The 25,317-nt window shown below is 71.4% G+C and carries 26 protein-coding genes and 1 pseudogene; 15 read left to right on the top strand and 12 right to left on the bottom strand.

Translation table 11 applies throughout. The annotated features are described in order from the left end of the window. Positions 1–30 precede the first annotated feature (30 nt). Together BOQ63_RS04330 and BOQ63_RS04325 are read left to right on the top strand one after the other, a co-directional pair. On the top strand, positions 31–1,251 hold the full coding sequence (locus tag BOQ63_RS04330; protein WP_072653424.1) for an ABC transporter ATP-binding protein: 1,221 nt from the start codon (positions 31–33) through the stop codon (positions 1,249–1,251). A 233-nt stretch (positions 1,252–1,484) separates the two neighbouring features. After that, a complete protein-coding gene (locus BOQ63_RS04325; protein WP_191898885.1) occupies positions 1,485–2,240 on the top strand; it encodes a carbonic anhydrase in 756 nt (251 codons plus the stop codon). Positions 2,241–2,415: 175 nt separating this feature from the next. Here BOQ63_RS04325 and BOQ63_RS04320 read toward each other — a convergent pair whose 3' ends face one another. Beyond that, positions 2,416–3,267, bottom strand: a complete 852-nt coding sequence (locus tag BOQ63_RS04320; RefSeq protein ID WP_360334207.1) for a LysR family transcriptional regulator — start codon at positions 3,265–3,267, stop codon at positions 2,416–2,418. 81 nt (positions 3,268–3,348) lie between these two features. Between BOQ63_RS04320 and BOQ63_RS04315 the strand changes: the two genes are divergently transcribed. The 4 genes from BOQ63_RS04315 (at position 3,349) to BOQ63_RS04300 (ending at position 6,104) form a co-directional block, all read left to right on the top strand. Next, entirely contained in the window at positions 3,349–3,843 is a 495-nt protein-coding gene (locus tag BOQ63_RS04315) for a cupin domain-containing protein (protein WP_072653422.1), read from the top strand. A gap of 67 nt (positions 3,844–3,910) precedes the next feature. Beyond that, a complete protein-coding gene (locus BOQ63_RS04310; protein ID WP_030556065.1) occupies positions 3,911–4,270 on the top strand; it encodes a DoxX family protein in 360 nt (119 codons plus the stop codon). A 189-nt stretch (positions 4,271–4,459) separates the two neighbouring features. Then, positions 4,460–5,056, top strand: a complete 597-nt coding sequence (locus BOQ63_RS04305) for a restriction endonuclease (protein WP_141763717.1) — start codon at positions 4,460–4,462, stop codon at positions 5,054–5,056. Positions 5,057–5,654: 598 nt separating this feature from the next. Continuing rightward, positions 5,655–6,104 (top strand): hypothetical protein, encoded by a 450-nt coding sequence (locus tag BOQ63_RS04300; protein ID WP_050366302.1) that lies wholly within the window; start codon positions 5,655–5,657, stop codon positions 6,102–6,104. 143 nt (positions 6,105–6,247) lie between these two features. On the opposite strand, the gene BOQ63_RS04295 is transcribed toward BOQ63_RS04300, so the two are convergent. Beyond that, positions 6,248–7,329 (bottom strand): IS630 family transposase gene (locus BOQ63_RS04295; RefSeq protein WP_454130594.1). Its coding sequence is split into 2 segments (ribosomal slippage): positions 6,248–6,841 and positions 6,844–7,329, totalling 1,080 coding nucleotides; the frame shifts between segments, so codons are not numbered across the junction. A 149-nt stretch (positions 7,330–7,478) separates the two neighbouring features. Between BOQ63_RS04295 and BOQ63_RS04290 the strand changes: the two genes are divergently transcribed. Then, complete coding sequence (locus BOQ63_RS04290) at positions 7,479–7,691, top strand: hypothetical protein (protein ID WP_141763718.1); 213 nt, start codon at positions 7,479–7,481, stop codon at positions 7,689–7,691. Between the two features lie 136 nt (positions 7,692–7,827). Here BOQ63_RS04290 and BOQ63_RS04285 read toward each other — a convergent pair whose 3' ends face one another. Next, positions 7,828–9,144, bottom strand: a complete 1,317-nt coding sequence (locus tag BOQ63_RS04285) for a helix-turn-helix transcriptional regulator (protein WP_072653421.1) — start codon at positions 9,142–9,144, stop codon at positions 7,828–7,830. 75 nt (positions 9,145–9,219) lie between these two features. On the opposite strand from BOQ63_RS04285, the pseudogene BOQ63_RS04280 reads away from it, so the two are divergent. The 4 genes and pseudogenes from BOQ63_RS04280 to BOQ63_RS04265 all read left to right on the top strand — a co-directional run. Continuing rightward, a pseudogene (locus BOQ63_RS04280) lies at positions 9,220–10,068 on the top strand (Gfo/Idh/MocA family protein); the annotation flags it as partial. Continuing rightward, positions 9,996–10,925: a DegT/DnrJ/EryC1/StrS family aminotransferase gene (locus BOQ63_RS04275; RefSeq protein WP_078939075.1), complete on the top strand. Its 930-nt coding sequence runs from the start codon at positions 9,996–9,998 to the stop codon at positions 10,923–10,925. The pseudogene BOQ63_RS04280 and the gene BOQ63_RS04275, both read left to right, overlap by 73 nt. Then, positions 10,922–11,362, top strand: a complete 441-nt coding sequence (locus tag BOQ63_RS04270) for an NUDIX domain-containing protein (protein WP_030555778.1) — start codon at positions 10,922–10,924, stop codon at positions 11,360–11,362. The genes BOQ63_RS04275 and BOQ63_RS04270 overlap by 4 nt, the downstream gene beginning before the upstream one ends. A 2-nt stretch (positions 11,363–11,364) precedes the next feature. After that, positions 11,365–11,832, top strand: coding sequence for an NUDIX hydrolase (locus BOQ63_RS04265; protein ID WP_050366242.1), 468 nt, complete (start codon positions 11,365–11,367; stop codon positions 11,830–11,832). A gap of 32 nt (positions 11,833–11,864) precedes the next feature. Here the strand turns inward: BOQ63_RS04265 and BOQ63_RS04260 are convergent, their stop codons facing one another. The 5 genes from BOQ63_RS04260 to BOQ63_RS04240 form a co-directional block, all read right to left on the bottom strand. Beyond that, positions 11,865–12,659 (bottom strand): hypothetical protein, encoded by a 795-nt coding sequence (locus BOQ63_RS04260; RefSeq protein ID WP_030599174.1) that lies wholly within the window; start codon positions 12,657–12,659, stop codon positions 11,865–11,867. A 91-nt stretch (positions 12,660–12,750) separates the two neighbouring features. Further along, complete coding sequence (locus BOQ63_RS04255; RefSeq protein WP_030555775.1) at positions 12,751–12,933, bottom strand: NUDIX hydrolase; 183 nt, start codon at positions 12,931–12,933, stop codon at positions 12,751–12,753. After that, entirely contained in the window at positions 12,930–13,310 is a 381-nt protein-coding gene (locus BOQ63_RS04250) for an NUDIX hydrolase (RefSeq protein WP_143174618.1), read from the bottom strand. Before BOQ63_RS04250 ends, BOQ63_RS04255 begins: the two co-directional genes overlap by 4 nt. Continuing rightward, positions 13,310–13,876, bottom strand: coding sequence for an NUDIX domain-containing protein (locus BOQ63_RS04245; RefSeq protein ID WP_072653417.1), 567 nt, complete (start codon positions 13,874–13,876; stop codon positions 13,310–13,312). Before BOQ63_RS04245 ends, BOQ63_RS04250 begins: the two co-directional genes overlap by 1 nt. Beyond that, complete coding sequence (locus BOQ63_RS04240) at positions 13,873–15,804, bottom strand: ABC transporter ATP-binding protein (RefSeq protein ID WP_063737845.1); 1,932 nt, start codon at positions 15,802–15,804, stop codon at positions 13,873–13,875. Before BOQ63_RS04240 ends, BOQ63_RS04245 begins: the two co-directional genes overlap by 4 nt. A gap of 1,268 nt (positions 15,805–17,072) precedes the next feature. On the opposite strand from BOQ63_RS04240, the gene BOQ63_RS04235 reads away from it, so the two are divergent. Then, positions 17,073–17,642 (top strand): hypothetical protein, encoded by a 570-nt coding sequence (locus tag BOQ63_RS04235; RefSeq protein ID WP_072653416.1) that lies wholly within the window; start codon positions 17,073–17,075, stop codon positions 17,640–17,642. Positions 17,643–18,106: 464 nt separating this feature from the next. Here BOQ63_RS04235 and BOQ63_RS04230 read toward each other — a convergent pair whose 3' ends face one another. From BOQ63_RS04230 to BOQ63_RS04220, 3 genes are all read right to left on the bottom strand, one after another. Then, entirely contained in the window at positions 18,107–18,604 is a 498-nt protein-coding gene (locus BOQ63_RS04230) for a phosphoribosyltransferase (protein WP_030555770.1), read from the bottom strand. Positions 18,605–18,714: 110 nt separating this feature from the next. Further along, entirely contained in the window at positions 18,715–20,130 is a 1,416-nt protein-coding gene (locus tag BOQ63_RS04225; protein WP_079183394.1) for an alpha/beta fold hydrolase, read from the bottom strand. A gap of 175 nt (positions 20,131–20,305) precedes the next feature. Then, positions 20,306–20,812, bottom strand: coding sequence for an ArsR/SmtB family transcription factor (locus BOQ63_RS04220; RefSeq protein ID WP_072653415.1), 507 nt, complete (start codon positions 20,810–20,812; stop codon positions 20,306–20,308). Between the two features lie 57 nt (positions 20,813–20,869). Between BOQ63_RS04220 and BOQ63_RS04215 the strand changes: the two genes are divergently transcribed. The 3 genes from BOQ63_RS04215 (at position 20,870) to BOQ63_RS04205 (ending at position 24,240) form a co-directional block, all read left to right on the top strand. Further along, positions 20,870–21,781: a S41 family peptidase gene (locus BOQ63_RS04215; RefSeq protein ID WP_046387214.1), complete on the top strand. Its 912-nt coding sequence runs from the start codon at positions 20,870–20,872 to the stop codon at positions 21,779–21,781. 336 nt (positions 21,782–22,117) lie between these two features. Beyond that, positions 22,118–22,861 (top strand): dienelactone hydrolase family protein, encoded by a 744-nt coding sequence (locus BOQ63_RS04210; RefSeq protein WP_072653414.1) that lies wholly within the window; start codon positions 22,118–22,120, stop codon positions 22,859–22,861. Positions 22,862–23,388: 527 nt separating this feature from the next. Beyond that, positions 23,389–24,240, top strand: coding sequence for a polysaccharide deacetylase family protein (locus BOQ63_RS04205; RefSeq protein WP_046387215.1), 852 nt, complete (start codon positions 23,389–23,391; stop codon positions 24,238–24,240). Between the two features lie 336 nt (positions 24,241–24,576). Here BOQ63_RS04205 and BOQ63_RS04200 read toward each other — a convergent pair whose 3' ends face one another. Next, positions 24,577–25,248 carry a hypothetical protein gene (locus BOQ63_RS04200; protein ID WP_072653413.1) on the bottom strand — a complete coding sequence of 224 codons (672 nt, stop codon included), beginning with the start codon at positions 25,246–25,248 and terminating at the stop codon, positions 24,577–24,579. Positions 25,249–25,317: the final 69 nt, after the last annotated feature.

Genomic DNA, 25,317 nt, shown 5'->3' with positions numbered 1-25,317 from the left:
GCCCCACCCGGCGGACCAGGAAGGCGGACCGTGGCCGAGATCGTCCTCGACGGCATCACCAAGCGCTACCCCGACGGCGCCCTCGCCGTCCGCGACGTCAACCTCACCATCGCCGACGGCGAGTTCGTGATCCTGGTCGGCCCGTCCGGCTGCGGCAAGTCCACCACGCTCAACATGATCGCCGGGCTGGAGGACATCACCGACGGAACCCTGCGCATCGCCGGACAGGTCGTCAACGACCGCGCGCCCAAGGACCGCGACATCGCGATGGTCTTCCAGAGCTACGCCCTCTACCCGCACATGAGCGTGCGCGACAACATGGGCTTCGCGCTGCGCCTGGCCAAGGCGGACAAGGCGACCATCGCCGCCAAGGTCGAGGAGGCCGCCCGCATCCTGGACCTGACGCAGCACCTCGACCGCAAACCCGCCAACCTCTCCGGCGGGCAGCGCCAGCGGGTCGCGATGGGCCGGGCGATCGTCCGCGAGCCCAAGGCCTTCCTGATGGACGAGCCGCTCTCCAACCTCGATGCCAAGCTCCGGGTGCAGATGCGCACCCAGATCGCCGCGCTCCAGCGCCGCCTGGGCACCACCACCGTCTACGTCACCCACGACCAGGTCGAGGCGATGACGCTCGGCGACCGGGTGGTCGTCATGCGGGCGGGCGTCGTCCAGCAGGTCGGCTCGCCGCAGCACCTGTACGACGAGCCGGTGAACCTCTTCGTCGCCGGCTTCATCGGCTCGCCCGGCATGAACTTCCTCGGCGCCGCACTGGAGCAGAACACGCTGCACACCTCGCTGGGCGCGCTGCCGCTGGACGACCGTACCCGGCGCGCCCTGGAACGCGCGGACGCCCCGCGCGAGCTGATCGTCGGCATCCGCCCCGAGAACTTCGAGGACGCCGCCCTGACCGAACACGGCGGCGGGGTCACCTGCACCGTCACCGTCGAGGTCAGGGAGTCCGTGGGCTCCGACGTCTACGTCCACTTCACGCAGGGGGGCGGACCGGCGCCGACGGCGGGACTCACCCAACTCACCCATCTCGACGAACTGGACCAACTCGCCGAACTCGCCGCCGACTCGGGCCGGGCCGACACGGGCATGCAGGAGCAGCACGTCGTGGCACGGCTCGCCCCCGCCACCCGCGCCACCGAGGGCGGCCCCCTGGACCTTCGGATCGACACCGCCCGGATCCACGTCTTCGACCCCCGCAGCGGGGCCAACCTGACCCACCCGGAACGCCCGGCGCGGTAGCACGGCCCCCGCGGGAGGACGCGCGGGTGTTCACCCTCTCCCGCATCCGCGGGGTGATGCCCGCGTATCCCGCCGGACGACGTGACCCCGGTGGGTGGCGGGTGGTGTGGGCCGTCCGCAGCAATGTGGCGCGCGCCCCCTTGCGCCTGCCGCCGCGTCGCCCCGACCAGGCCGAACAATCGTCCTGGTCCGGACACAGGACGAGTCCGAGTGGCAGTGAGGGGAACGAACCGATGGACGGAGCCGGTAGCCCGAGTCGTCGAGCGCTGCTCGCCGGTGGGCTGATGAGCGCTGCGGTCGCGCTCGCGGGGTGTACGACGACGAGGGCGGACTCGCGAGTTGCCGCTCCCGCCACGCCCACGGGCAGCGGCGGTTCGGCGGAGGCACGGCCGACCACGCCCGCTGCGGCGTTCACGAGGCTGATGGACGGCAACAAGCGCTGGGTCAGCGGAGACCTCCAGCACCCCGACCGGGACCCGAACCGGCGTCAGCTGGTGGCCCAGGAGCAGGAGCCCTTCGGGTCGATCCTTTCCTGCATCGACTCCCGGGTGCCGCCCGAGCTGCTCTTCGACACCGGCCTCGGCGACCTGTACGTGATGCGCACGGGCGGGGAGGCGGTCGGCCCGGTGGTCACCGGATCCGTCGAGTACGGGCCCATGACGAGCGGCACCCCCCTCATCGTGGTCCTCGGGCACCAGCGCTGCGGCGCGGTCAAGGCGGCGTACGAGTCCTTCCGGGACGGCAAGCCGCTGCCCGGTAACCTGGACGCGATCGCCAAGGCCCTGCGGCCGGCGTACGACCAGGCGGTCAAGGAGGGCGGCGCCGACCCGGTCGAGACCATGTCGCGCGCCCAGGTCACGCTGACGGCGGCCGACCTGCGCTCCAACCAGGACCTCGCCCCCCTCGTGGCGAAGGGCTCCCTCGCCGTCGTCGGCGCCTACTACTCGCTGGACACCGGCGCGGTCGAAGTCCTGTCCGGCGCGCCCTGACCGCGCCTCGTCCCGGGGTACGACGGGGACGACGCCGAAACCGTCCGGTCCGTACTGTTCATCCCGTTCATCCCGTCCGTCCCGCTCGCGCCGTCCTCCGACGGGCGGTCAGCTGGCAGGTTGCGCCGGGCCAGGTGGCCGCCGACGAGGCCGGATGGGATGTTGAACAGGAAGCTCAGCGGCGGTAGGCGGCCGTCGCGGTCCTGACGAAGGACCGGATCAACGGGTTGGTGTCGCCCTCGTTCCACACCGCCACCACGCGGCTCGGCGGCATGTCGACCAGTGGCACCACGGCCAGCTCCGCAGGCAGGTCGTGCCCGAGCGGGGCCAGACCGACCGTGCCGTTCCACAGCACGGTCTGCAGACATTCCTGGACGGCGCGCACAACCGGCCCCTCGCGCGGCGTGCCGCCGTTCCAGTACGACTGCCACTCGGGGTCGGTGCCCGGCGGGAACTGGAACCAGCGGCGGTCGTCCAGCTCGGCCAGGCGCAGCCCGTCGCGGCGGGCCAGCGGGTCGTCGGCGCGCAGGACCACGCCGACCGGGTCGGTCCGCAGCGCACGCACCGTCAGGGCGGTCTCGTCGAAGGGCGCCCGGGTCAGCGCGATGTCGACCAGTCCGGCGCGCAGCCCGCAGGTCGGGTCGGTCAGGTCGGCGTCGCGGATGCGGATGTCGACGCCGGGGTGGCTCCGGCGGAAGGCGGCGGCCAACCTGGCCACCCCCGGGTCGGTGCCGTCGCCCAGGATGCCGACGGTCAGGGTCGCGACGCCGGCTGCCGCGCTCACGCGCACCCGGACGCGGTCGGCATGGTCGAGGAGGGACCGCGCCTCGTCGAGCAGCACCGAGCCCACCGCGGTGAGCATGACCCCCGTGGGCGAGCGGGTGAACAGCAGGGCCCCGACCTCCGCCTCCAGCTGCTTGATCGCCCGGCTCAGCGGCGGCTGACTGATGTGCAGTCGGGTGGCGGCCCGGCCGAAGTGGAGTTCCTCGGCGACCGCCACGAAGTAGCGCAAGGTGCGTAGCTCCACGCTGCAACGATACCCGGGAGGTATCGGGGCCCCGGAACGGGTCTTGGACGCCGACGGGCCTGCGGCGGTGGACTCGGGGGCATGACCGAAGACACGAAGAACAGCGAAGCGCAGAACCGCCCCGCCCTGTCGGTGGTGGGCCCCGGCGAGGGCGAGACGATCGTTCTGGGCACCACGCGCATGCGCGTCCTGGAGGACGGCAGCCACACCGGGCACCGCCTCGCGATCGCCGAGTCCGTCCTCGCCCCGCACACCCAGGGGCCGCCGCAGCACCGCCACGCCCGGCACGACGAGGGCTTCTACATCCTCTCCGGGACGGTGCGGTTCACCGTGGGGGACCAGGACCACGAGGCCGCCGCGGGCACGCTGGTGATGGTTCCGCCCGGCACCCCGCACACCTTCGCCAACCTGACCGACGAACCCGCCGTCCTGCTCAGCACCTTCACCCCCGCCCTGTACGTCCAGTACTTCCGGGACCTCCAGGACGCGCTCGACGGCGGGCGGCCGCTGACACCCCAGGCGAACATCGACGCGATGAGCCGCTACGCGACCGAGCCCGCCACCGACCTCGCCTGAAGCCGAGCACGTCCGAACCCGACGTCGCCACGGCCCCCGTGACCCCGGTGGCCCATGAACGGAAACCATGAACATCTCCTACTGGATCGTCGCGGGGCTACTCGCGCTCTTCTACCTCTACGCCGGCACGCTGAAGCTGATCCGCAGCCGCGACCAGCTGCGGCCCATGATGGCCTGGGTCGACCGCGTACCCCTGCCCGCCGTCAGGGCGCTGGGCGCGGTCGAGGTGCTCGGCGCGGCGGGCCTGGTCCTGCCACCGCTGACCGGCATCGCCGTCCCGCTGGCGCCGGCAGCGGCCATCGGCCTCGTACTCCTGCAGGCCGGCGCGATCGCCGTGCACCTGACCGGCGAGGACCGCCGGATCGCCCTCAACGCCGGGCTCGTCGTCACCGCCGCCGTGACCGTCTGGCTGGCCACCGGGCTGTGACGCGACGGCGGGCGGACGACCGGGAGCTGGTACTGGCCGTCGGGCGCCGGGTTCCGGCCAACTCGGTGCCGCAACCCGGCGGCGCGGTGGCGAGGGCTTCTACGCTCGCACGGATACCGGGGTGTGAGGGGGAATGCCGTGGCTCGCAGGCCTGTTCGGCGGCGTCGGTCGCGCAGCACCGCCCGTTGGGTGCGGCAGGCCGGGGACAACATGCTGCTGGTGGGGATCGCCGCGGTGGCCGGACTCGCGGTGGTGTCGGTGGCGGTGCACTGGCTGGTCCAGCACCTGGTGCTGGTGGCCGGGCTGCTGGTCGTCGGGGCGGGGGCGGGTGTGGCCGTGCTGCGTTCGCGCGTGCGCGTGCGGCAGCGGGAACTCGACGTGCGGGCGGCGCAGTTGCGGCACATCGAGCCGTTCCTGTCGATGACCCCGAAGGCGTTCGAGCACGCGTTGGCGGACCTGTGCCGGCGGGACGGCTGTACGAAGGTGTCGGTGGTCGGCGGAGCCGGGGACCTCGCCGCGGACGTGCTGGCCACCACGCCCACCGGGCAGCGGATCCTGATCCAGGCCAAGCGCTACGGCCCGCGGACCTTCGTCGGTTCGCAGGACGTCCAGAGGGTCAACGGCACCTACCGCGACGTGCACCGCTGCGACCTGGCCGCCGTGGTGACCACCAGCTCCTTCACGAAGGCCGCGGCCGCGTTCTGCGCCCAGGTCGGCATCAGGGCCGTCGACCGGCGGGCCCTCGCCCTGTGGGCGGAGGGGACGGGCGGGCCGCCCTGGGCCTGAGGGGGACGGAGGTGGCCGCCAGGGTGGCCCGGCTTGCGCACATGAGCGGAACGAGCAAGCCGAGGGTACGGGCGTCGAGCAGGCCGTGGAAGATGCGGTTGGTGCCGGCGACGGCCAGGAGCACGGTGCCCAGGGTCGTGACGACCGGGGCCGCAGGATCAGGAGGTAGCGCGGCGCGATGGCCCAGAACCAGGCTCCGGCTTGCGCCAGCCGAACGGGGAGAGGTGCATGAGTACGGCTACTCATTCGTGCAGGCCCGGACACCCGATGAACTGCAGGGACGTTTTCTCAATCACCTTGTGCCAACGCTTCGTTGGCACTGTGAGCGCCGTGGTACGTTCCCGGCGGCAGTGGCTGCCGGCCGCCACGGCGTCGTGAGCCGGGCGATGTACTGCCGCACGTGCCGTCCTCCAGGTGTTCGAAGACGATAGCGTCGATGCGGTGGTAGGCGGTCTGTTCGGTGCGGCGGGCGAAGGAGCGCCACTGTTCGGCGTAGGTCCGGCTGGTGGGTGCCGGCCGGGCGGTGGCGAGGTCGTCGGCGGCGCGCGTTTAGTGATGTTATTTGTGTTCAAGGCCCCGCGCTGCAAAGGTGTCAGCCATGAAGATCACGATCACTGTGGAGGACCCGACCCCCGAGGCCCTCGAGAAACTGCTCGCCCTCGCCGCCATGCCCGCCGCCGTCGTGACCGCAGTGCCCGACGACCGCTGGACACCGGAGCGGGCCCGCTCGTACTACGACCGGCTCCCGCCCCGTGCCCAGCAGATCCTGCTCCAGGTCGTCGAAGGCGAAGGCGAATGTGCCGCAGAGGAGTTGAAGGCGAACGGCCGGAACCTGCGCGGATCCACCGGCGCCTTCCGCCGCGTGCTCACCGAGGGCAAGCGCACCGGCCTCTGGCCGGACGCCCTGCCCGTGCCACTTGTCTCCCACATCGTCGGCGGCCAGCTCAAGAAGCTGGAGATGCCGGGCTCCGGCACCGACCGGTACACGTACCCGGTCTTCGCCGAAGGACTGCGCGACCTGCTGCCCATCGGGCGAGACGGTTGCTGACGGTGTTCGTCCGGGAGAGATTCAGCACGACCGCGGTGCTCCCTCGGCTTCGGCGGAAAGTCCATGTGGCGGCCTTCTGCCGAGCCGTCGTCCTGACCGGCACCACCAAGGTCGGTCATCTGGAGGCTACTGACTTCGGCGCTTCAAGGTGATGGCGGTGGGAGGTCGAGGGAGAGTCCGGTCCCGGCGAGGAAGTCGTCGAGGACGTCGGAGCGGTACTGAAGCTGTTTGAGGCGGTTGCGGACGAGCGCGGCGAGTCGCTCCGGAGCGACGCTGGCGAGGTTCGCCAGGCTGCGTTTGACGTGGGCCCATAGGTACTCGACCGCGTTCAGCTCGGGTGCGTATGCGGGCAGGATGAACACCGTCAGCCAGTCCCGCGCGTTGATCAGGTCGCGCATGGCATGGGAGACATGGGTGTTCAACCGGTCCCACACCAGCACGATCGGCGCCTTGACCAGCTGGTGGACCCCGTCTATCAGCCCGATGTAGTCGCGCTCGGACAGGCTGCGGCGTTCGCCCTTGCGCCCGGTATGGCACCGCAGCCGGTGACAGAGCCGGGTCCGCGAGCCCGGCCGCATCGCGATCAGCCCGGCGACCGAGACCCGTCCGGAGCCCCGGCCGCCCACCCTCACGACCGGGGTGATGCCACGGCGTCCCCACGTGCGTGCCTTGGGCGGTCTGCGGGTGAACCCGGCTTCGTCCTCGAAGCAGAGCCATCCGTCGCAGGCCGCCCGGGTGCTTTTACCTCCGCCCAGGTCACCTCCATCCACGCGGACACGGCTTGCTCGTCGCGTTCCGCGGCACGCCGCGTGGGGACCTGCGGGGTGAAGCCGAGTCGGTGCATCAGGCGGGTGGCCCCCGAGACGCTGTAAGTGACGTGGAACTTCCGCCCGATCAGCGTCGCCACCCGAGCGCCGGTCCACACCTGGTCCTCGTCCCAGCCGTGCACGGCCGGCCCCTGCTCAAGGTACTCGGCCAGCTTCGCCCGGCACCGCGCCGACAGCTTGCAACGCTGCCCACCCGGTCCCCGTGAAGCCAGCGCCCCGGCCCCGCCCTCCCGCCAGGCCTGGTGCCACTGGTAGGCCGACTTCGTGGTCACCCGCAACCTGCGGGCAACCTCCTTCGGTGGGACACCTTCGTCGAACAACTCGGCGGCTTCCAGCCGCACCGCCTCGCGGCGCTGACGTGCCTTCGCCGTCAGCCCGCCCCCATCCGCATAGCGCATACCAACGGCATAGCGCGCACATGGCCGTCAGTCAGCTACACAAACAGGCCAATCACCTCGAAGCGCCAAGGTCAGTAAATGTCTGCGATCAAGGCAGAGAGCGCCGTATGGTCATGAACCTCCCAAGGGGGAGAGGAGGTTCACCAGAGATGGGATTGTTCAAGGACACGCCGCCCCGCGAGCATCCTGAGTTCACGCAACTGTGCTTCATGGCAGCCGGATCACCGTCATGGTGGAAGCAGAACCGGCACAAGGTCCTGGCGATCGCAGGACTCCTCGCCGGGCTCTGGCTCGCCGGACACCACCACGACGCCACCCCCAAGACGTGCGCTCCTGCGAGCACATCCAGCACTTCTCGCTGACAGCGGCGCGAAGCCCGGCCCCGCGACCCGCATCGGGCCGGGCCTCGCAGACTGGCGCTTGGCAGCCTCCTGACGACGGCGGCTCGGATCATCCTCTCCGGGCCGCTGATCACCGCGACTCTGATCCGAGCGCCCGTCACGCAGCCCGGACGCGCTCGATGAGATCGGCGACGCCGTCAACCTGGCGGTACGGCTTGAACGCCGGCGCGAGTTCGCGGACCAGGGTGACGCACCGCTCGGCGCCGATGCGGGTGGCCAGATCGAGGGATTCGGTGGTGACGGCGAGAGCCTGCTCGACGTCGTTGGACCGCAGGAAGCCCTTGGCCTGGTAGGTCAGGAAGATGCCACGCGTCTTGTCCCGGGCCTTGGGTAGGAGGGCCAGGCCCTCGGCCATCCTGACGTGCGCCTCGTCGGCCCGGCCGAGATCGAGCAGGCACTGGCCGGAGTCGACCGCGAGGTCCGCGGGGCTCATCCACGCGCACCAGCCTGGCGCGGGGTCGCTGGCCCGCGTCGACAGTGCGGTCTCGGCGTCGGACAGGTCGCGGTAGCACGCGGAGCGTTCGCCGAGCGCGGCGTAGGCCCTGGCCCGCCGGAGGAACAGCAGCGACCGGGCGGTGGGGTGCTTGGTACCGGACAGTGCGTGGCCGAGCTGGTCCACCGAGATGTTCGGCTGGCCGATCCAGTTCGACTGGTAGGCGAAGTCGGAGAGCACACCGGCGCCGAAGTCGCGGTCACCTGCGGCGTTGGCGGCTTGCAAGGCCCCTGCCCAGAGCTTTCCCGCGGCGAAGTGCTTTCCCTGGTCGAAGCGGTACCAGCCGCAGGTGGTGGCCAGTGACGCGGCCAGGAGGTGCAGCCGCTTGGAGACGTGCTCGGCGTGGCCGCCGCCCTCGATCAGGTCAGTGACGGTGGCGAGATGAGCGTCCATCAGCTTGATCGTGTGCTGGCGCTGTTCGGTGGGCAGCGTCGTCAGCTTCGCGCTGGTTTCCTCCAGCCAGTCCACGAGCCCGGGGTCCACGGCCGTCCTGCCGTCCAGGGCGGAAGTCAGGCGATCGGGCTCGATCGTGGCCCACTGGGCGGCGAGGCCGGCCAGTGAGACGGCGCTGAAGGTCATGAAGCTGCGGCGGTCCATGGCGGCTCTCTGTGCATCTCGAAGTGCTTGGACGGTGTACGCCGATCCCAGTGGCAGCGGAACCTCGCGGCCGGGCAGCCAGTCGGGCCACCCGAACAGCTCCATGTCGGCGATCGGAACGTCGAAGGCTTCCGCGATCAGGATCTGGGAGTCCAGGTTCGGCTGCTTGCGCCAGTTCTCCCACCGGCTGACGGCCGTCTTGTCCGCGCCGGAGCGGAGCCCGTGCTTGCGGGCGGCCCGGTCGAGGAACACGACGAGGTCGTTCTGTGACCACCCGCGCAGTTCGCGGGCGTAGGCGAGGGGGTGCCGGATCGGGTCGTCCACGGGGCCAATTCCATCATCGACAGTGACAGGCAGCCTACTGCGCGCGAGCGCGGGACAACCCCGGGACTACAGACAATGCCTGTCCAGGAAAGCGGAGTTGGCGCTGTACTCGACACGCATCGACAAGTTCCCTCACGAAGCGGAAGGAGTCAGCCCATGAAACGACGCGCGGCGGTCATCGGCCTCGGACACCAGGCACTCGAAGACCACCTTCCCGGCCTGCTCGCCTCCAACCGGGCCGAGTTGGTCGCGGTCTGCGACAACGACCCGGACACCCTGCGGGCCCAGCAGGACACGCACGACGTTCCGGGCTTCACCCGGGCCGCCGACCTGCTGGACAACGTGGCGCCGGACTTCGTCATCGTCGCGGTCCCGCACCACGCCGGTCGGGCCGTGATCGAGGAGTGCGCCGTCCGAGGCGTGCACGTCCTCAAGGAGAAGCCGTTCGCCACCTCCCTGCCGGAGGCGCGCGAGCTCGCCGCGATCTGCCAGCAGGCCCAGGTGGAGCTGATGGTCACGCTCCAACGGCGCTTCAACCCGCTCCACGCGTCCGTGGTCCAGCTCCTGGACCAGATCGGCACCCCGTTCCTCATCGACGGCCAGTACACCTTCCACACCGACGACCCCGGCGCCGGCTGGCGCGGAGACGTCAGCCAGGCCGGCGGCGGCTGCATCATCGACATGGGCTACCACATCGTTGACTTGCTGCTGTGGTACTTCGGGATGCCTAACCGGATCATGGCCGACTTCTCGACCGCCGCGCTGCCCGACGGCGGGTACGACGCCGAGGACACCGCCGTCATCCAGCTCGGCTACGACAACGACCTGTACGGCACCGTGCTCCTGTCCCGCTGGATGGCCCCGAAGACCGAGAAACTGCACGTGGTCGGCACCCTCGGCTCCGTCCTGCTGACGAAGGGCCAGGTCCAGCGCCTCGATGTGCACGGCAAGGTCGTCGACGAGCTGTCGCGCCCGCAAGCCCCGGCCAGCGCGGCTACCGCCCAGATCGACTACCCCTCCTCCTGCTGGAGGACGGCTCCCACGCCCACGGCGCCTCCCACGGCGGCAAGAAGGTCGGCACCTTCGGCCTGGCCGGTGCCTTCTCGCTCAACGGCCCCAAGCCGCTGTCCGGCGGCGAGGGCGGGTTCGTCCTCACGGACGACGACGACACGTACTACCGGCTCCTGACGTTCGGCCACTACAACAAGCGCGCCAAGTCCGAGATCCCGGCCAAGCACCCGCTCGCGAAGTACGCGGTCACCGGGTCCGGCCTCAAGCTCCGCATCCACCCGCTGGCCGCCGCCATCGCGCACGACCAGCTCGGCCGCCTCGACGGCTACCTCGCCGGACGGGCGGAGATCGCCCGCTACCTGACCGAGGAGTTCGCCCGGATTCCCGGGCTGGAGGTCATCCCGATGCCCGAAGGAGTGGTCCCGTCCTGGTACGGGTTGACGCTCACCTACCGCCCCCAGGAGCTCGGTGGCCTCAGCGTCGAGCGGTTCCACCAGGCCCTGGTCGCCGAGGGCGCGGTCGAGTTCGACCGGCCGGGCTCCACCTGCCCCATGAACCAGCTGCCGCTGTACCAGAGCCCGGCCATGCTGTTCCCTGGCCACCCGCACGCTCACCGCCGCTACCGGGCAGGGGACTTCCCGGTCGCCGAGCACACCCACGCGCACACGATCAAGCTCCCGGTCTGGCATCGTGAACAGGATCGTCCGCTGGCCGAGCAGTACATCCGCGCGGCCATCAAGGTGAGCGACCACCACAAGGAGCTGCTATGAACTCTCCCTTCGCCGACCCCACGTTCGAGGACACCATCCGCGCCGCCGCCGAGACGGACGGGGTGGAACGGTTCGTCGTGGCCGCCGTGATCACCGACGGCGACCGCATGCTGTTCCTGCGGCGCCCGGCAGGCGAGTTCATGGCCGGCCTGTGGGAGCTGCCGTCGGGCAAGGTCGAGAGGGGCGAGCGCATCGAGCAGGCCCTGCTGCGGGAGGTCGACGAGGAGACCGGCCTGCGGATCGACGCGGTCGAGAAGTATCTCGGGCACTTCGACTACACCTCCGGCAGCGGCGCCCTCACCCGGCAGCTGACCTTCGAGGTCACCGTCACCCGGACCGGCCCGGTCACCCTCACCGAGCACGACGCGCACGAGTGGGCCGGACCCGACGAGATCCCCGCCGTCAGCGACGCCGTACGGGAACTCGTCACCCGCTGATCGTGCACCGTGAGCTCATCGACCAGGCCCGCGTAGACGGATACGACGCCTTCTGCGTTGGTGCACTCATCGTCCGCCACGGCCGGCTCCTGATGCTCCGACGCGCGGCGTCGGACTCCTGGGCCGGCCGCTGGGAACCGCCCGGCGGCGGCGTCGAGACCGGCGAATCTCTCGCCGAAGCTCTCGCGCGTGAGGTCCAGGAGGAGGCCGGGCTGGCCATCGCCAGCGCGCTGTACATCGGCCACCTGGACTACCCAGCCCACGAGAACCCCCTGCTGCCCGCCAGCAGGGGGTTCTTCTTCGCCGCCGAGGAACCGCCCAGTCGCGGGCCAGTCCGGATCAACCAGACAGAACACGATCGTTTCGCCTGGTCCAGGCCTGACGGTGTCCGGTCGACACGGCCTGATCTCCGTGCTCTCGTCGCCCGGCGGCTGGCGCTTACGTCCCGGAGTGCCCCCGAGCCCTGGTGAACGCCCGGATGCGGCTGGACGGACCCACACACCTACCAGCCCGGAATCGGAACGGACCTCAGAAGTCCGGTCACGTCGTGGACGCCAGCCGGCAACGATCTCCCCTCACCCCACCAGGAGTGGATCTCCTTCCAGTCGAGCTTTGCCGAGGAGACACCGTGGTCCAGAGCACGCAGGCACTCGTTCGTGACGATCACCGCCGTCCAGACGAAGTTATGCGCTCTCAGGTCGCGGTACTCCTCGTCGATCCGGGCGAACATCACCAGCACGTACAGGTCATTCGCGGGCACCGGACCGTCGCGCACCAGCTCGAAGGGCACCGCATCCAACGGGCCGTGGCTCGGCGCATCAGGTGCGAAGCGGGCCTTGACCTGCAGTCGGGCCAGCCCCGCGTATTGGTTCTGAGGCGGCCCGTCGGATCCGATGCCGTACGCCCCGCCTGAAGCCACATCCCATGCCCACCGCTCGCCTTGGCGCTGGCGCGCGAAGTCCGCCAACGTCGGCACCCGCTCCACCAAGGACCGCCAGGGCACCGCAAGGTCGACAGCCAGTGAGTTCCTACGACCGTTCCCCGCCACCGGCATGGAGCCAAGCGCCGGCCCGAACTCGCCTGAGCGGTCGATCCCAGTGCGGACGCCGCGTGCCCTCTCGCAGGTCGCCCGCACCGAGGCACTCGACCAAAACGCTGCAGCGGCAAGAGACTCCGCGAGGCCGCCGATCGGGTCGCTGCGGTTGGTCGCCAAGCCCGCCTCCAGGAAGCGGTCCCGAGCCGACCAGAAGCCGAGCAGCACGTCGCCCAACACGGGCGCATCGCTCGAAGTGTCCACGTTCAAGACTGATCTCAACCCTTCTCGAAGGTAGAGCCGGATACGCTGTGGAACGCAAAGCCGACAACTTCAATCACGACACACGGCTTGCCTAGTGAACGGCCGGGAGGTGCCACAGGCCGGCGGCGTAGCTGGTGTTGCGGCGCCGACCGAGAAGCACCGCGCCGTCGTCGGCAAGGACGAGGTGGACCCCGACGACCAGCGTCAGCGGGTCCGTCGCGGGCCTGGCCGTCACCGTTTCCGCCGGGTGGCCGGTGTGGTCGGGCTGGGTCACGAGTTCCTCCCCGTGGGCTGGTCGGGCTGTTCGGCCGTCGCTGCGGTGAGCAGCGGCAGGTAGTGGTGCATGTACGGCGGGACCTTGAGGTCGAGCACCTCGCCGAAGGGGACCATGCGCACGGCCAGGCCCCCGTCACCGAGCCGCAGGTCGCCCTCGGGGCCGGTCCAGACGGCGTGCAGGGCGCGGGTGAGTGGGAGGTCGAGGTCGGGGCGTGGGCCGGGGAGGGGCCGCAGTCCGGTGATCTCGATGCCGGCCTCCTCGCGGACCTCGCGCACCGCGCTCTCCCGGGCGCTCTCGTCGGCCTCGCGTCGGCCGCCGATCGGGGTCCAGTAGCCGGGCCAGGCCATGCCCGGCCCGGCTTCGCGCTGGTGCATCAGCAGTCGGCCCGCGCGGTCGGTGACGAAGAGCAGGACGCCCTCGAAGCCGTCGCCGTCGGGGGCGGGGCGCTCCGGGCAGAGCGGTACACCGGAGCGGTGGGCGCGCAGCACCTGCCGGAGCCGCTGGTAGTGGGTGGGGTCATGTGGTGGCGCCAGTCGTGGGCCGCCTCGAACCGGAACTCGGTGTGCTCGGCCGGATCGAGCCGGATCCGGGCCTGCTGTTCCGCGGTCAGCGTGCCGCCGTCGAACACGTAGCCGGCAGCCGGAACCGGGTGGTCGGCGTCGGCCTGGGTGTGGATCACGGCGACCAGGCGCCGCCGGAGCGCCTGCGGGTTCTCCGCGGCCAGGTCCAGGCCCAGCTCCTCGCGGGCCTCGCGCACTGCGGCGTCGAAGGGGCTCTCGCCGTGTTCGACGGTGCCGCCGGGCATGTCCCATACGTCCGGGTCGGCGGTCGAGCGCATCCCGAGGACGCGGCCGGAGGCGTCGCGGGCGACCACGCCGACGCAGATCCGCTCGATGCCCTCGCGCAGGGCCGGGCCGGTCAGCACATCGAAGTCGATCACTGGAGGGGCTCCCTGTTCTCCCCGACCGGCACGCCCCTCTGGGAGGGGAGGCCGGTGCGTTCGTTCTGCAGGTCCCACAGTTCCCGGAAGCGGCCGTTCTGGTCGGCCACCAGTTCGGCGAAGGTGCCCTGCTGGAGGATCCGGCCGTCCTCGAGGACGACGATCCGGTCGGCGACGGCCACGTTAGTGAGCCGGTGGGTGACCAGGACGACGGCCCGCTCGCGGGCGACGGCCCGCAGGTTCTGGAAGATGCGGTGCTCGGCGCGCGGGTCGAGAGCGGCGGTGGGCTCATCGAGGACGAGGAGGCCGGCCTCGCGGTGGAACGCGCGGGCGATGGCCAGGCGTTGCCACTGCCCGCCGGAGAGTTCCTCGCCGCCCATCCACTCCACTGCCAGCAGGGTGGACAGGCCCCGGCGGAGCTTGGCGACGACGTCGGCCGCCCCGGAGGCGTCGGCGGCGCGCAGGACCGCCGCGTCGCCCTCGGCGGTGGGCTGACCGAGCGTGATGTTCTCGCGGCAGGTGAGCGGCCAGCGGGCGTAGTCCTGCGGGACCACGGCGACCTGGCGCCACAGGGCGTGCGGGTCGAGGTCGCGGGTGTCGCGGCCGTCCCAGCACACCGATCCGGTGTCGGGCAGGTAGAGGCCCGCGAGGAGTTTGGAGAGGGTGGTCTTGCCGGACCCGTTCTCCCCGACCAGGGCGAGGATCTCGCCGCGTTCGACGTGGAGGTCGACCCCGTCCAGCGCCTTGCGGTCGGAGGCGGGGTAGGCGTAGCCGAGGTTCTCCACGGTGATCCGGCGCGGCGGCTCGGGCGTTTCGGTGCCGCGCCGGGGGCGGTGGCCGCCGGCGGTGTCGAGGAAGCTCGACCAGTCGTCCAGGTACATGCCGGTGCGGAAGAGGTCCGCTCCGTAGCCGACGATGCCGTGCAGGCTGGTGCTGACCGCGGTCAGGGCGAACACCGCCGCGCCGCCGCGCGGCAGGCTCATGCGGCCGGTGCTGACCAGCCACAGCATCGCCCCCCACACCACCGCGGTCCCGAGGCCGGACGCGGCGGCCCCGATCACCGACACCCGGGCGCTCTGCCGGGCCGCCCGCCGCGAGGTGGCGTCCAGCCGCCGGCCGACCTGGTCGTACTTGGCGAGCAGGAAGTCGCCCATGGTGTCGGAGCGGACCTGGTCGGCGTTGCGCTTGAGGTGGATGTACCAGCGCAGGTTCGCCATGATCCGGCGGTCGCCGATCGCCGCCCGGTTCGCCAGGAACTGCACCCGGGCGGCGTGCACGGACGCGATCCCCTGTGGCAGCGCCGCCAGCACCAGCAGGGGCAGCAGGGCGGGGTGGAGCACGGTCAGCACGCCGGCCGCGCCGACGAGCGAGGCGAGGGCGGCGAGCAGGTTCTGCGCCTCCCCGACGATGTCCACGCAGACCTCGGCGCCGCGGTCGGCGGCCTCCAGTTCGTCGTTGTAGCCGGCGTGGTCGTAGGCGGTCAGTTCGGCCGCCACGGTGGCGCGCAGCACCGCGGCCTCCGCCTCCCGGGAGATGCGCGGCGACAGGTGGATGGTGACGGTCCGGATGGTGATGGCCAGCAGGGAGCGGGCGCCGGCCGCCGCCGCGATCACGAGGATCGACGGCGCGGCGTGGGCGAGCTTGTCGTCGAGCCGGCCGGGGCCGAACAGCGCCGAGATCGTGCCGGTCGTCGCGAACAGCCCCGCCGCGCCGAGCACGGCGGACACCGCCTGGCAGGTCAGCAGCAGCGCGATGGAGGCGCGGTCGATGCGCCAGCCGAGGCGGAAGGCGCGGACGACGAGCGCGGGCAGGCGGCGGGCCATCGCGCTGACGCTGATCGCCTCGATCGCCGCGATGCGGCGCCCGTCGGCGAGCCACTGCAGTTCCTCGTCGGGGGCTCCGGCCGACGCCGTGGTCGTGGTGCTCACGCGTTCGCCTCCTCGCGTGACGCGGACGCGCGCGGGGTGGGTGGGACGTGGATCGCCGGGGCGGGGGGACAGGCCACAGATCCTCCAGACGCAGAGCGGTGCGTGGACGTGAGGAAGCGCCGAAGCAGCCGACCCAACAGCCCAAGTCGACTCGTATTACAGTGAGTTGGCGGATCGTCACGACGGGGTGGCGTCGATGATGGTGCTGTTCGAGTGCGCCGTTCAAGCGGATTACCTCCGGGCGAGCCCGGGTCGAACGGGTACTTTTCGATTACCTCGCGGGCGCGGGCCAGGTGTCCTCCGGCCGGTCGCGCACGGAGGCGATGAAGCAGCGGAACCCAGTGCGCAGGCGGGCGAGAGCCTGTTCGATCCCAGCCGTCCGGCCGGGTCCGAGGCGGTCTCGGACGCACTGGTCGGCGAGGCGGCCGGGCGGGCGTAGCCGTCGCCGGTTTCACCCGTTCGGTGGGACAGCTGCTCGACGAGGTTTCGGGCAGCGGGGTTCTCAGCCCTGCCGCCCAGCACGTAGCCACCCACTCCGGCCGCTCCCGGGGTGGGCTGACCGCCAAGCTTCAGCTGGCCGTCGACGGACTCGGCCGATCCCTGGCTCCGGTCTTGACCGGTGGGAACGTCGACGGCTGCACCCAGTTCGTCGCCGTCAGCTGGAAGGTGATCCGTGCCCTGCTGCGGCGCCGCGGCATCGGCCGCACCATCCCCGAGCGGGCTGACCAGATCGCCGACCGGCCGTGGCGCGGGGGGACTCGGTGGCCGCCCGGTGGCCTTCGACCGCGAGCCGCGGCGAGCCTCGTGACCGCGGCGGCAGCCGAACCCCCCGGCGCGTACGCCCTCACCAGTCCGCTTCGGGCCCACTCCCCAGGAGGCCCGAGGCCCCCGCTGGCACGGAGCCCGGCAGGCCCGCCGCGGGCGGCCCGGCCCTCGGCACGTCCGGCCGATGCGGCGATCTGGCCCACCGTCATTCCGGCCCCGCTTCCGCGAACGAAAGCCGAGATCGGCCGAATGAGTGAGGAGAGGTCAAGTGCCATTCCGAGAACTCCAACCTGGCCGTCAACTTCGTTGATCCGAAGCCGATTTGGAACACAAAGCCGACCGTCCCCGGCCGGCTGCGGCAGTGGTTCCGAGACCCACCTGACACTCATTTAGACCTGCTCGTCATCCATTTGGCACGGACTAATATGACAGTCATTTAGGCGGCCGGTACGTTCATTCATGTCGGCGCCAAGCCGATTCAGTCCAGAAACAGGAGAAGGTCCATGAACAAGATGACCACCGCCATTGTCCTCGCGGCGTCGGCGGCCGTGGCCGTGACCGGCATCAGCTACGCGTCGGCCGCTTCCGAGCCCGTGACGAAGGCGGCCCCGGTCGTTGAGAAGGCCGCCCCGGCGGCCGTTCCCGCCCAGGCTCCGCTCGACGGGGGCACGAAGGGCAACGAGGGCAAGGGCAACGAGGGCCACGAGCGTCGCGAGCACCGCGAGCACCGCGGGCACCGCGAGCACCGGGGCGTCATCCACGTCAACGAGCGGTCGTACTCCGCCGACGACTTCGGCTGCATCACCGTGGTCAGCGGCCTGGGTGCCAAATCGCTCAACGTCCGCAACGACAGCCACCGGACCGTCGAGGTCTTCAGCGGCGCGGTCTGCGACAACGGCGCCCCCATCGCCACCGTCGGGCCGCACAGCTCCAGCGACGGCGTGCACCCGAAGCGCGTCCACGAGGGTGTCGAGGTCGACGACGGCGTCGTCGGCAGCTTCCGGGTCGTGCACCACGACTACGGCTTCGGCGGCCGCGGCGGCGAGCGCGGCGGTGAGCGCGGCGAGAAGTAGAACTGACTCCAACGGCATAATCCGGCGCCCCGGCCCGCCGTAATCGGGCCGGGGCACGACACCAGCATCCTTCCACAAGTCGCTGCAGCCCGCCCCACGATGATGTCCGCCGGGACAGCGCAACGGCGACCAATCCATAGTCCGACCTCGAACAACACCTATCCGATCCCCCCCGCCCGGCGGAACCAACCGGGCGGGGGCCGTCACCGTTCACCACCACGGGAGAGCTGAGCTCGCCACACCCACAGCACATCCGTCGAAGAATGCGCAGAGGTCCCGATATCGACGCAGCCGCACTGCGTCCGGCGAAATCCGGCGATCCTGCGCCCGCAGCCATCTGCAGCCGCCTGCTCGGCGCCCGCCGGCCCACGGCGGCCCCCGGCGGTCTACGACGTTCCCCGCCCGGCATTCCTGCTCAGGGACCTGCCCGTCCGCCCCGCCGTCGTTGCCGCGCCCTCCTCCGGTCAGGCGTCGAGCACCTGGCCGGCGCGCCGGACTACCGGGCCTTCCGCCGACCACGGGAATTCGATCCAGTCGTCGGTCCTCTTCCACACGTACTCGCACTTCACGAGGGAGTGCGGCTTCTCGTAGACGACGGCGGACCGGACCTCGGCGACGTGGTCGAGGCAGAAGTCGTGCACCAGCCTCAGCGTCTTGCCCGTGTCGGCGACGTCGTCGGCGATCAGGACCTTCTTGTCGGTGAAGTCGATCGCCGCGGGGACGGGTGCCAGCATGACGGGCATGTCGAGGGTGGTGCCCACGCCGGTGTAGAACTCGACGTTCACCAGGTGGATGTTCTTGCAGTCCAGCGCGTACGCCAGGCCGCCCGCCACGAACACGCCGCCGCGGGCGATGCTCAGGACGAGGTCGGGCACGTAGCCGTCGTCGGCGATCGTCTGCGCGAGTTCGCGCACCGCCCGGCCGAAGGTCTGGTAGTCCAGGATCTCGCGTGCATCGGTCACGGCGTTCAGTCTCCTTGGCAGTCGGCCGGTCGGTGAGCAGCGGCGCGCTGAGGACCGGAAGCGGGCCGTTCCGTCCCTCGTTCGGAACGGCCCGCCCCGCAGGGCTCCTGCTATTTCAGCAGGAAGTCGTACACCGCCTGCCGTCCGGCCGGGTTGGCCGCCCGGTTCTGCACCGAGTGTGCCGCCCCGGGCACGATCACGATCTGCGGGTCGTGCGCCGTCTCGGCCACCTTCTGGAGGACTTCGTACGGGGTGGAGATGTCCCGGTCGCCGCCCAGCAGCAGCACCGGCACGTTCGGCAGCTTGCGGTGGACCGATGGCGCCGGCGGCACCTGCTCGCGCGGCCAGTCGAGGCAGACCAGGAGGCTGCCGAGACCGGTCGCGGTCGCCGGGTCGTACGGCCAGGTCTGTTCGACGGTCAGCTGCTGCCGGGTGCGCTCCAGCGCCGTCGTGCGGTCCGCGACGGGGGTGTCGGTGGTGCCCCACGGGAAGCGGGAGTCGGCGCACAGGGCGGCGGAGTGCAGGCCCTGGCTGAGCTCCTCGGCCGAGGCGGCGTCGACCTCCCGGTGGACGAGGTCGAAGAAGTCCTGGAGCTTCGCCGGCTGCCCGGCGGCGGCCTCGTGCAGGATCTCGGGGACGCCGCCGTAGTCCGGGTCGATGAACTCGTAGCCGGTGAGCGCGCTCAGGATCTGCGCCCCGTTGCCGTACCGCCGGACGGTGGCGGCCAGGTCCTCGGCAGGGTCGGTGGTGCAGCCGGTGGCCCGGCAGGCGGTGCGCAGCACCCGGGCGGTGGCGGGCAGGGCGGCCAGGTCGAGCGGGTCGAAGCCCTGTTGCGGTGCCACCGAGTCGAGCACCAGCCGGGCCACGTGCGCCGGGTGGGTGAGGGCGTAGCGCTCGGCGACGAAGGTGCCGTACGAGACGCCGTCCAGGGTGAGGCGCCGGGCGCCGAGTGCGCGGCGCAGCTGGTCGATGTCGGCGACGGTGTCCGCGGTGCTGTAGAAGCGGGCGTTCGGGCCGAGGGCGGTGGCGCAGTCGGCGATGGACCGCTTGCGCGGCACGGCGAGGTCGGAGGAGCCCATGTCCTCCTGGAGGCCCGGGCACCGGAGTGCGCCCCGGCCGGTGCCGCGCTGGTCGTACACCACCAGGCGATAGTCCTTGAGGACGGGCTCCAGCTTGCTCGCCATCCGCTTGATCGTCGGGACGCCGGGCTGGCCGGGGCCGCCGGTGAGGAACAGCAGGTCGCCCTTGGGGGCGTCGGCGTTGCCGGTCATCGCCACGTCGAGCTGGAGGTTTCCCGGGGTCCGGCCGCCGTGGTCGAGCGGGACGGTGAGGGTCCCGCAGACGAACTCGGGTGCGTCCGGGCAGGGGGCCTGCCCGGTGATCCCACCGCCGGTGCTGATGCCGGGGCCGGCGCGGTCCGGTCCGGCAGTGGCGGCGAAGCCGGCGGCGGGGGCGGCCAGGGTGGTGCAGGCGGCCACCGCGACGGCGCCCACCAGGGCGGCGACGCGGCCGCGCGTGCTCGTCATGTTTCGTCCTTCCGGTCGCTCCGCATCCGTACTGACGCGGTCATGGAACCAGCCTGCGCACCGGGGGACTTCGATGGCGAGCACTCGGGCGGGATTCGGCCGGGAACAAACCGTCACGGCCGTCAGGGTCGTCACGACCCGGGAGCCCGAGCCCGCGGGGACCGGGGGACCGGCCCTACGCCCCGGCCTGCTGGTAGAGCGTCACCAGGAGGCCGTGCACCGGCTCGCCCTCCGCGTCCTCCTCCGTCTCGTCGACCAGTGCGGCCAGCGCCTCGGCGAGCCGCGCCGCCTTGGCCGGACTGAGCCGGACGTGGCGCAGTGTGAGGAGGTGGTCGGAGGGTGAGCGGTCCAGCTCCTGGGCGACGGCGCCGAACAGCGCGGCGGTGCCCTCGGGTTGCGGTTCGTCGACGAGGAGTCGTTCGGCGGTGCGCCGGTAGTACTTCTCGGTGCCGCCGCGCACCGTCCGTGTTCCCGCGTCCCGGACCAGCCCCGCCTCGCACAGCACCTTGAGGTGGTGGGAGACGCTGCCCTTGTTCACCCCCAGCTGCGCGGCGAGCCGGCTGATCGTCGACGGCCGGGCGCTCAGGGCGAAGAGCAGGCGCTGGCGGACGGGGTGGGCGAGTGCGGTGTGCTGCACGGGCGTGCTGACCCGCTGGACGTCTGCGTCTCGTTGGTGGCTCACCAGATCAAGCGTTAAGTATGTTTGACGCTTTGGCAAGTCGCTGGTGTACTCCCTCGCATGACCTCCACCACCGTGCCACCCGCGCTGGACACCACCGCCGTCGTCGAGTCGATCGCCGACCTGGTCCGCGAGAACTACGTCTTCCCCGACGCCGCCGGGCAGTTGGCGGCCCTGCTGCGGCGCCGCAGCGTCGAGGGGGCCTACCGGGCCGAATCCGCCGATGAGTTGGCTGAAGCGGTCACCACGGACCTGCGGTCCGTCAACGGAGACCTGCACCTGGCCCTCAAGCACCACGCCGTACCGGTGCCGCCGGACAAGGGGGAGGCGGCACTCGCGGCGATGCGGAGGGAGTTCGACACCTCCCTGAACGGTGTTCCCCGCGTGGAACTCCTCGATCACGGCGTCGCGGTCCTGGAGATCGCACCCAAGATGTTCCCACTGGACTGGGCGGCGCAGCCGCTGGCCGCGGCGCTCTCCCTGGTGGCCCCCGCCCGCGCCCTCATCCTGGACCTGCGCCGCAACACCGGCGGCGATCCGAACACGGTCGCCTTCGTCTGCGGCTACCTCCTCGACCGCCGGACGCACCTCAACACTCTGCTCTCGCGGCAGGGAGAGGTGGCCGAGCAGTTCTGGACGCCCCCGTTCGTACCCGGCGCCCGCTTCGGCGGCAGCAAGCCGCTCTGGGTGCTGACCAGCGCGAACACCTTCTCCGCTGCCGAGGAACTCGCCTACGACCTGCAGCAGCTCGGGCGCGCCGAGATCGTCGGCGAGGCCACCCGGGGCGGCGCGCACCCGCGCGAGGGCTGGACGGTGCACCCGAACCTGGAACTCAGCGTGCCCGTGGCCCGTGCGGTCAACCCGGTCTCCGGCACCAACTGGGAGGGCACCGGCGTCCGGCCCGACGTGCCGTGCGACGCCGAGGCGGCACTCGACCGCGCGCTGTCCCTGGCCGCGACGCGCTCGGCCTGAGGCCTGCCTCGGTCAGGCGGTCCGCGCCCACGGCTTCCACGGCTTCCACGGCACTCTCTGCTGGAGCACAGGAGGGCACTGCCTGCGCGCCGACCGCCGGGACTGACGCCCGCGAGAGTGCTCAGGGCACGCCGCCCGTCCGGCCACGGAGTCCTGTGCGAGAAAACCGTTTGGCGGACCACGAAGGTCACTGCTACGTTTCCGGTGGCCGTGCGAGAGAACAAGGAGGTGGTACCCGTGAACGCAGTATCGACATGGGTGCTCCCCTCCGGGGTCACGGTCGGGCGATAGGTCGTCCGGGAGCGCCGTTTCAGAGCACTCCCGAAAGGCACGACTGTGCACATCACTTCTGAGCAGCGCTTCGACGACGACGTCCTCGAACGCGAATTCATCCTCGACGGGATCCCCGGCTTCCTGTGGACGCCCGAGTCCGCGTCCGCATCCGCACCGGCGCCGCTGATCGTGATCAGCCCGCCGCCGCTCGGGCTGGACAAGACGTACCCCCGGCTGGCCGGGCGGGCCCGGTACTACGCGGCGGAGTACGGCTTCGCCGTGGCCACCATCGAACTCCCCGGGAGCGGTGACCGGCCCCGTCTGGCCGTCCTCGACCAGGCCCGCGCCGACCTGCGCCGGACGGTCGAGGCCGGAGAGCCGGTCAGCGGCGAGATCGTCGACGCCCTCATCCTCCCCCTGGTCGAAAGGGCCGTCCCGGAATGGCGGGCCACCCTGGACGCCCTCCTTGCGCGGCCCGAGATCGGCGGCCCGGTCGGGTACGAGGGGGGCATCATCTCCATCGGTGTCCGGCTGGCGGCGATCGAGCCGCGCATCGCGGCCGCCGGTCTCTTCGCCGGGAGCTTCGTGCCCGCCACCATCGTCGAGGAGGCCCGCGAGGTCACCGTCCCGCTGCAGGTCCTGCTGCAGTGGGACGACGAGGGGAACGACCGACAGGCGGCCCTGGACCTGTTCGACGCCTTCGGCTCCAGGGAGAAGACCCTGCACGCCAACATGGGCGGGCACACCGGCGTCCCGAAGTTCGAGCTCGACGCCGGGGCCCGGTTCTTCGCCCGACACCTGAAATGAGGCCGGGCCGCCAGGCCGCCAGCAGGCGATAGCGGTGTCTGCCTCACCAGATCGGAAAGAGCGCCAGGACTGTCTTGACGGGTAGTCCTTTGACGGACAGTCCTTTGACGGACAGTCCTGAACCGAGCCACGGCACGCCGTTGCTCCGGATCTACCGCTGCTCCCGGCCTGCGGGCCGGGAGCAGCGGCATGTTCGGAAGGGGGTGGATCCATGCGGGCGGGGTTCCGCTCACTCGTCGGTTTTGGCCTTGTCTCCCGTGCCACCAGGCGCGGCCGGGCGCAGCTGGACGCAGCATGCTCCGGGCGTCTGTCCCCTGCGCGACGGCGCCCGTTCCCGTGCCGAGTTCCTCGGGCGCACCGGCCTTCCCGGCTGACGCCCGCGCTCGTCCCCGCGCCGGCCCCCGCGCAAATTTCCCGAGTTCGTCACCGGCCGGCTACGCGCGTGGAACCGGGGAACCCCGTCGACCCCGCTGACGTCATGGACCTCAGAAAGCAGGCAGCAGCGGGGTTGGGGGGAGTGGTCGTTGATGGAGTTCAAGGCGCGCACGGGGAACGAGCGGAAGCGTTCATGGGCGGCCGTCGCCGCGGCGGTCGTCGTCACGGTGGCGGCCGCGTGGGCGATCCCGACCGTCACCGAGTCGATCGCCGCTCCCCACTCGACCGCCGCCCACGACCGGAACACGACCGCCGACGGCGGCCACAACGGCCAGGACGGCGCCCAGGGCAGCGGCAGCGCCGGCGGCGGTGCGCAGCCGGCCGGGGCCGTACCCGAGGGCATAGCCCACGCCTCCGAAGCCGGAGGCAACGCCGTCAACATCACCATCGACGACGGCCCCGACCCCGTCTGGACCCCGAAGGTCCTCGACGTCCTCAAGCAGTACGGCGTGAAGGCCACGTTCTGCATGATCGGACCGCAGGCCAAGGCCCACCCCGAGCTGGTCAAGCAGGTCGTCGCGGGCGGCCACCGGCTCTGCGACCACACCGTCGACCACGACACCACCATGGACAAGAAGCCCGTCGCCTACCAGGAGAAGGAGATCCTGGACGCGAAGAAGATGATCGAGGAGGCCGCCGGCGGCGCCGCCCAGGTCCAGTACTACCGGGCCCCCGGCGGCTCCTTCACCCCCGACAGCCGGCGCATCGCCGCCGCCAACGGCATGCGCCCGCTCGGCTGGAACGTCGACTCCAAGGACTTCACCAAGCCCGGCACCGCCGCGATCGTCGACACCGTCAAGAAGGAGATCGGCAACGGTCCGACCCTCCTCTTCCACGACGGCGGCGGCGACCGCCAGCAGACCGTCGAGGCCCTCGGCCAGGTGCTCAGCTGGCTGAAGGCCCAGGGCCGCCCCACCGGCTTCCCGGTCCGCACCACCTCGTGACCACCCGCCCCCCGGCGCTGCTCCCCACCGTCCCGTGGCCCCCCTCCCCTGGGGTGTCGACCTCGACCACCCCCAGCGCATCTCCTGGACTCTTCCCCGCTGACCCCCGGCGACCACTGCGAACTCCCCGTCATCGTCGCCTGGTCCCCGGCCACCGACGCCACCGAGAACACCTGGTACGCCGTCACCTCCGCTGCGGCGGCCCTGCTGCAGCAGGGCCGCCGCCCGTGCCAGGCCGCCTCTGACGGTTTCACCAGCGGGCCCGGGCACACGGCACCGCGAGCGTCGTAGCGCGTGCCACCGTCCACAGGGGCGCCGTCCGCAGCGGCGGCGGACTCAGGAAAGCGGCGTGGAACCGGGCTCGGGGGACTGGCCGACGAGGTAGATCCGGTTGCGGAGCTCCGCCTCGGCCCAGTCCAGGTCGGCGCGCAGGTCGAACCAGAGCCGGTCCTTGCGGCCGTCGGGCTGGTCGAGCCCGACGGCGACCCAGGAGAAGACGCCCTGAAGGACGTCCCGCCGGCGCCCTGGGGAGGTCACGGAGAGGGCGAACGCCACGGCGAGGCCGGTCCGCGTGACGATCAGGTGGCTCGGGTCGTCCTGCCGCGGGCGGCCTCCGGTGAGGTAGCGCGGAGAGTCGGTGATCTTCAGCCACTCCAGGACCGCGTCCGGCACCTGCTCACGCAGGATCCCCGAGATGGACTCGCGCACCGCGACCGCGGGCTCCTCACCCAGCCAGCCCAGCCAGTGCTCGGACTCCGTGAGCCTGGTGAAGTCGTCCTTGGACGGGCCGTAGTTCGGGTTCTCCACGAATTCCCCGGTCAGCTTCCCGTCCGCTCCGACCCGCCACACACCCTGGACGGCTTCGCTCGGAACGTAGCCGTCGGGGTCGCCGATGAGATCGGGGTCGATCGCGGCAACCGACCCGCCGGGATTCGCGGCGGCCTCCGCGACCAGCTCCGGCGGCGGCGACTGCAGGATGCGACGCCGCTCGGCCGATATGTCCCCCATGGTGCAACCCTTCGTCCGGCGCGATCCCGTAGACCCGCCTCCTCCAAAGGCGATCATGTTCCCACGGGT

This window comes from Streptomyces viridifaciens, assembly GCF_001888885.2.
GTDB classification, from domain to species: Bacteria; Actinomycetota; Actinomycetes; order Streptomycetales; family Streptomycetaceae; genus Kitasatospora; species Kitasatospora aureofaciens.
Note: the sequence above shows the minus strand (reverse complement) of the source record. Positions and strands in the feature narration are given on the sequence as shown.

Bases quoted from the DNA above. Each gene is read 5' to 3' on its own strand.
- BOQ63_RS04325 (WP_191898885.1), top strand. From the start codon at position 1,485: ATGGACGGAGCCGGTAGCCCGAGTCGTCGAGCGCTGCTCGCCGGTGGG.
- BOQ63_RS04315 (WP_072653422.1), top strand. From the start codon at position 3,349: ATGACCGAAGACACGAAGAACAGCGAAGCGCAGAACCGCCCCGCCCTG.
- BOQ63_RS04310 (WP_030556065.1), top strand. From the start codon at position 3,911: ATGAACATCTCCTACTGGATCGTCGCGGGGCTACTCGCGCTCTTCTAC.
- BOQ63_RS04300 (WP_050366302.1), top strand. From the start codon at position 5,655: ATGAAGATCACGATCACTGTGGAGGACCCGACCCCCGAGGCCCTCGAG.
- BOQ63_RS04290 (WP_141763718.1), top strand. From the start codon at position 7,479: ATGGGATTGTTCAAGGACACGCCGCCCCGCGAGCATCCTGAGTTCACG.
- BOQ63_RS04270 (WP_030555778.1), top strand. From the start codon at position 10,922: ATGAACTCTCCCTTCGCCGACCCCACGTTCGAGGACACCATCCGCGCC.
- BOQ63_RS04250 (WP_143174618.1), bottom strand. From the start codon at position 13,310: ATGCACCAGCGCGAAGCCGGGCCGGGCATGGCCTGGCCCGGCTACTGG.
- BOQ63_RS04235 (WP_072653416.1), top strand. From the start codon at position 17,073: ATGAACAAGATGACCACCGCCATTGTCCTCGCGGCGTCGGCGGCCGTG.
- BOQ63_RS04225 (WP_079183394.1), bottom strand. From the start codon at position 20,130: ATGACGAGCACGCGCGGCCGCGTCGCCGCCCTGGTGGGCGCCGTCGCG.
- BOQ63_RS04215 (WP_046387214.1), top strand. From the start codon at position 20,870: ATGACCTCCACCACCGTGCCACCCGCGCTGGACACCACCGCCGTCGTC.
- BOQ63_RS04205 (WP_046387215.1), top strand. From the start codon at position 23,389: ATGGAGTTCAAGGCGCGCACGGGGAACGAGCGGAAGCGTTCATGGGCG.
- BOQ63_RS04200 (WP_072653413.1), bottom strand. From the start codon at position 25,248: ATGGGGGACATATCGGCCGAGCGGCGTCGCATCCTGCAGTCGCCGCCG.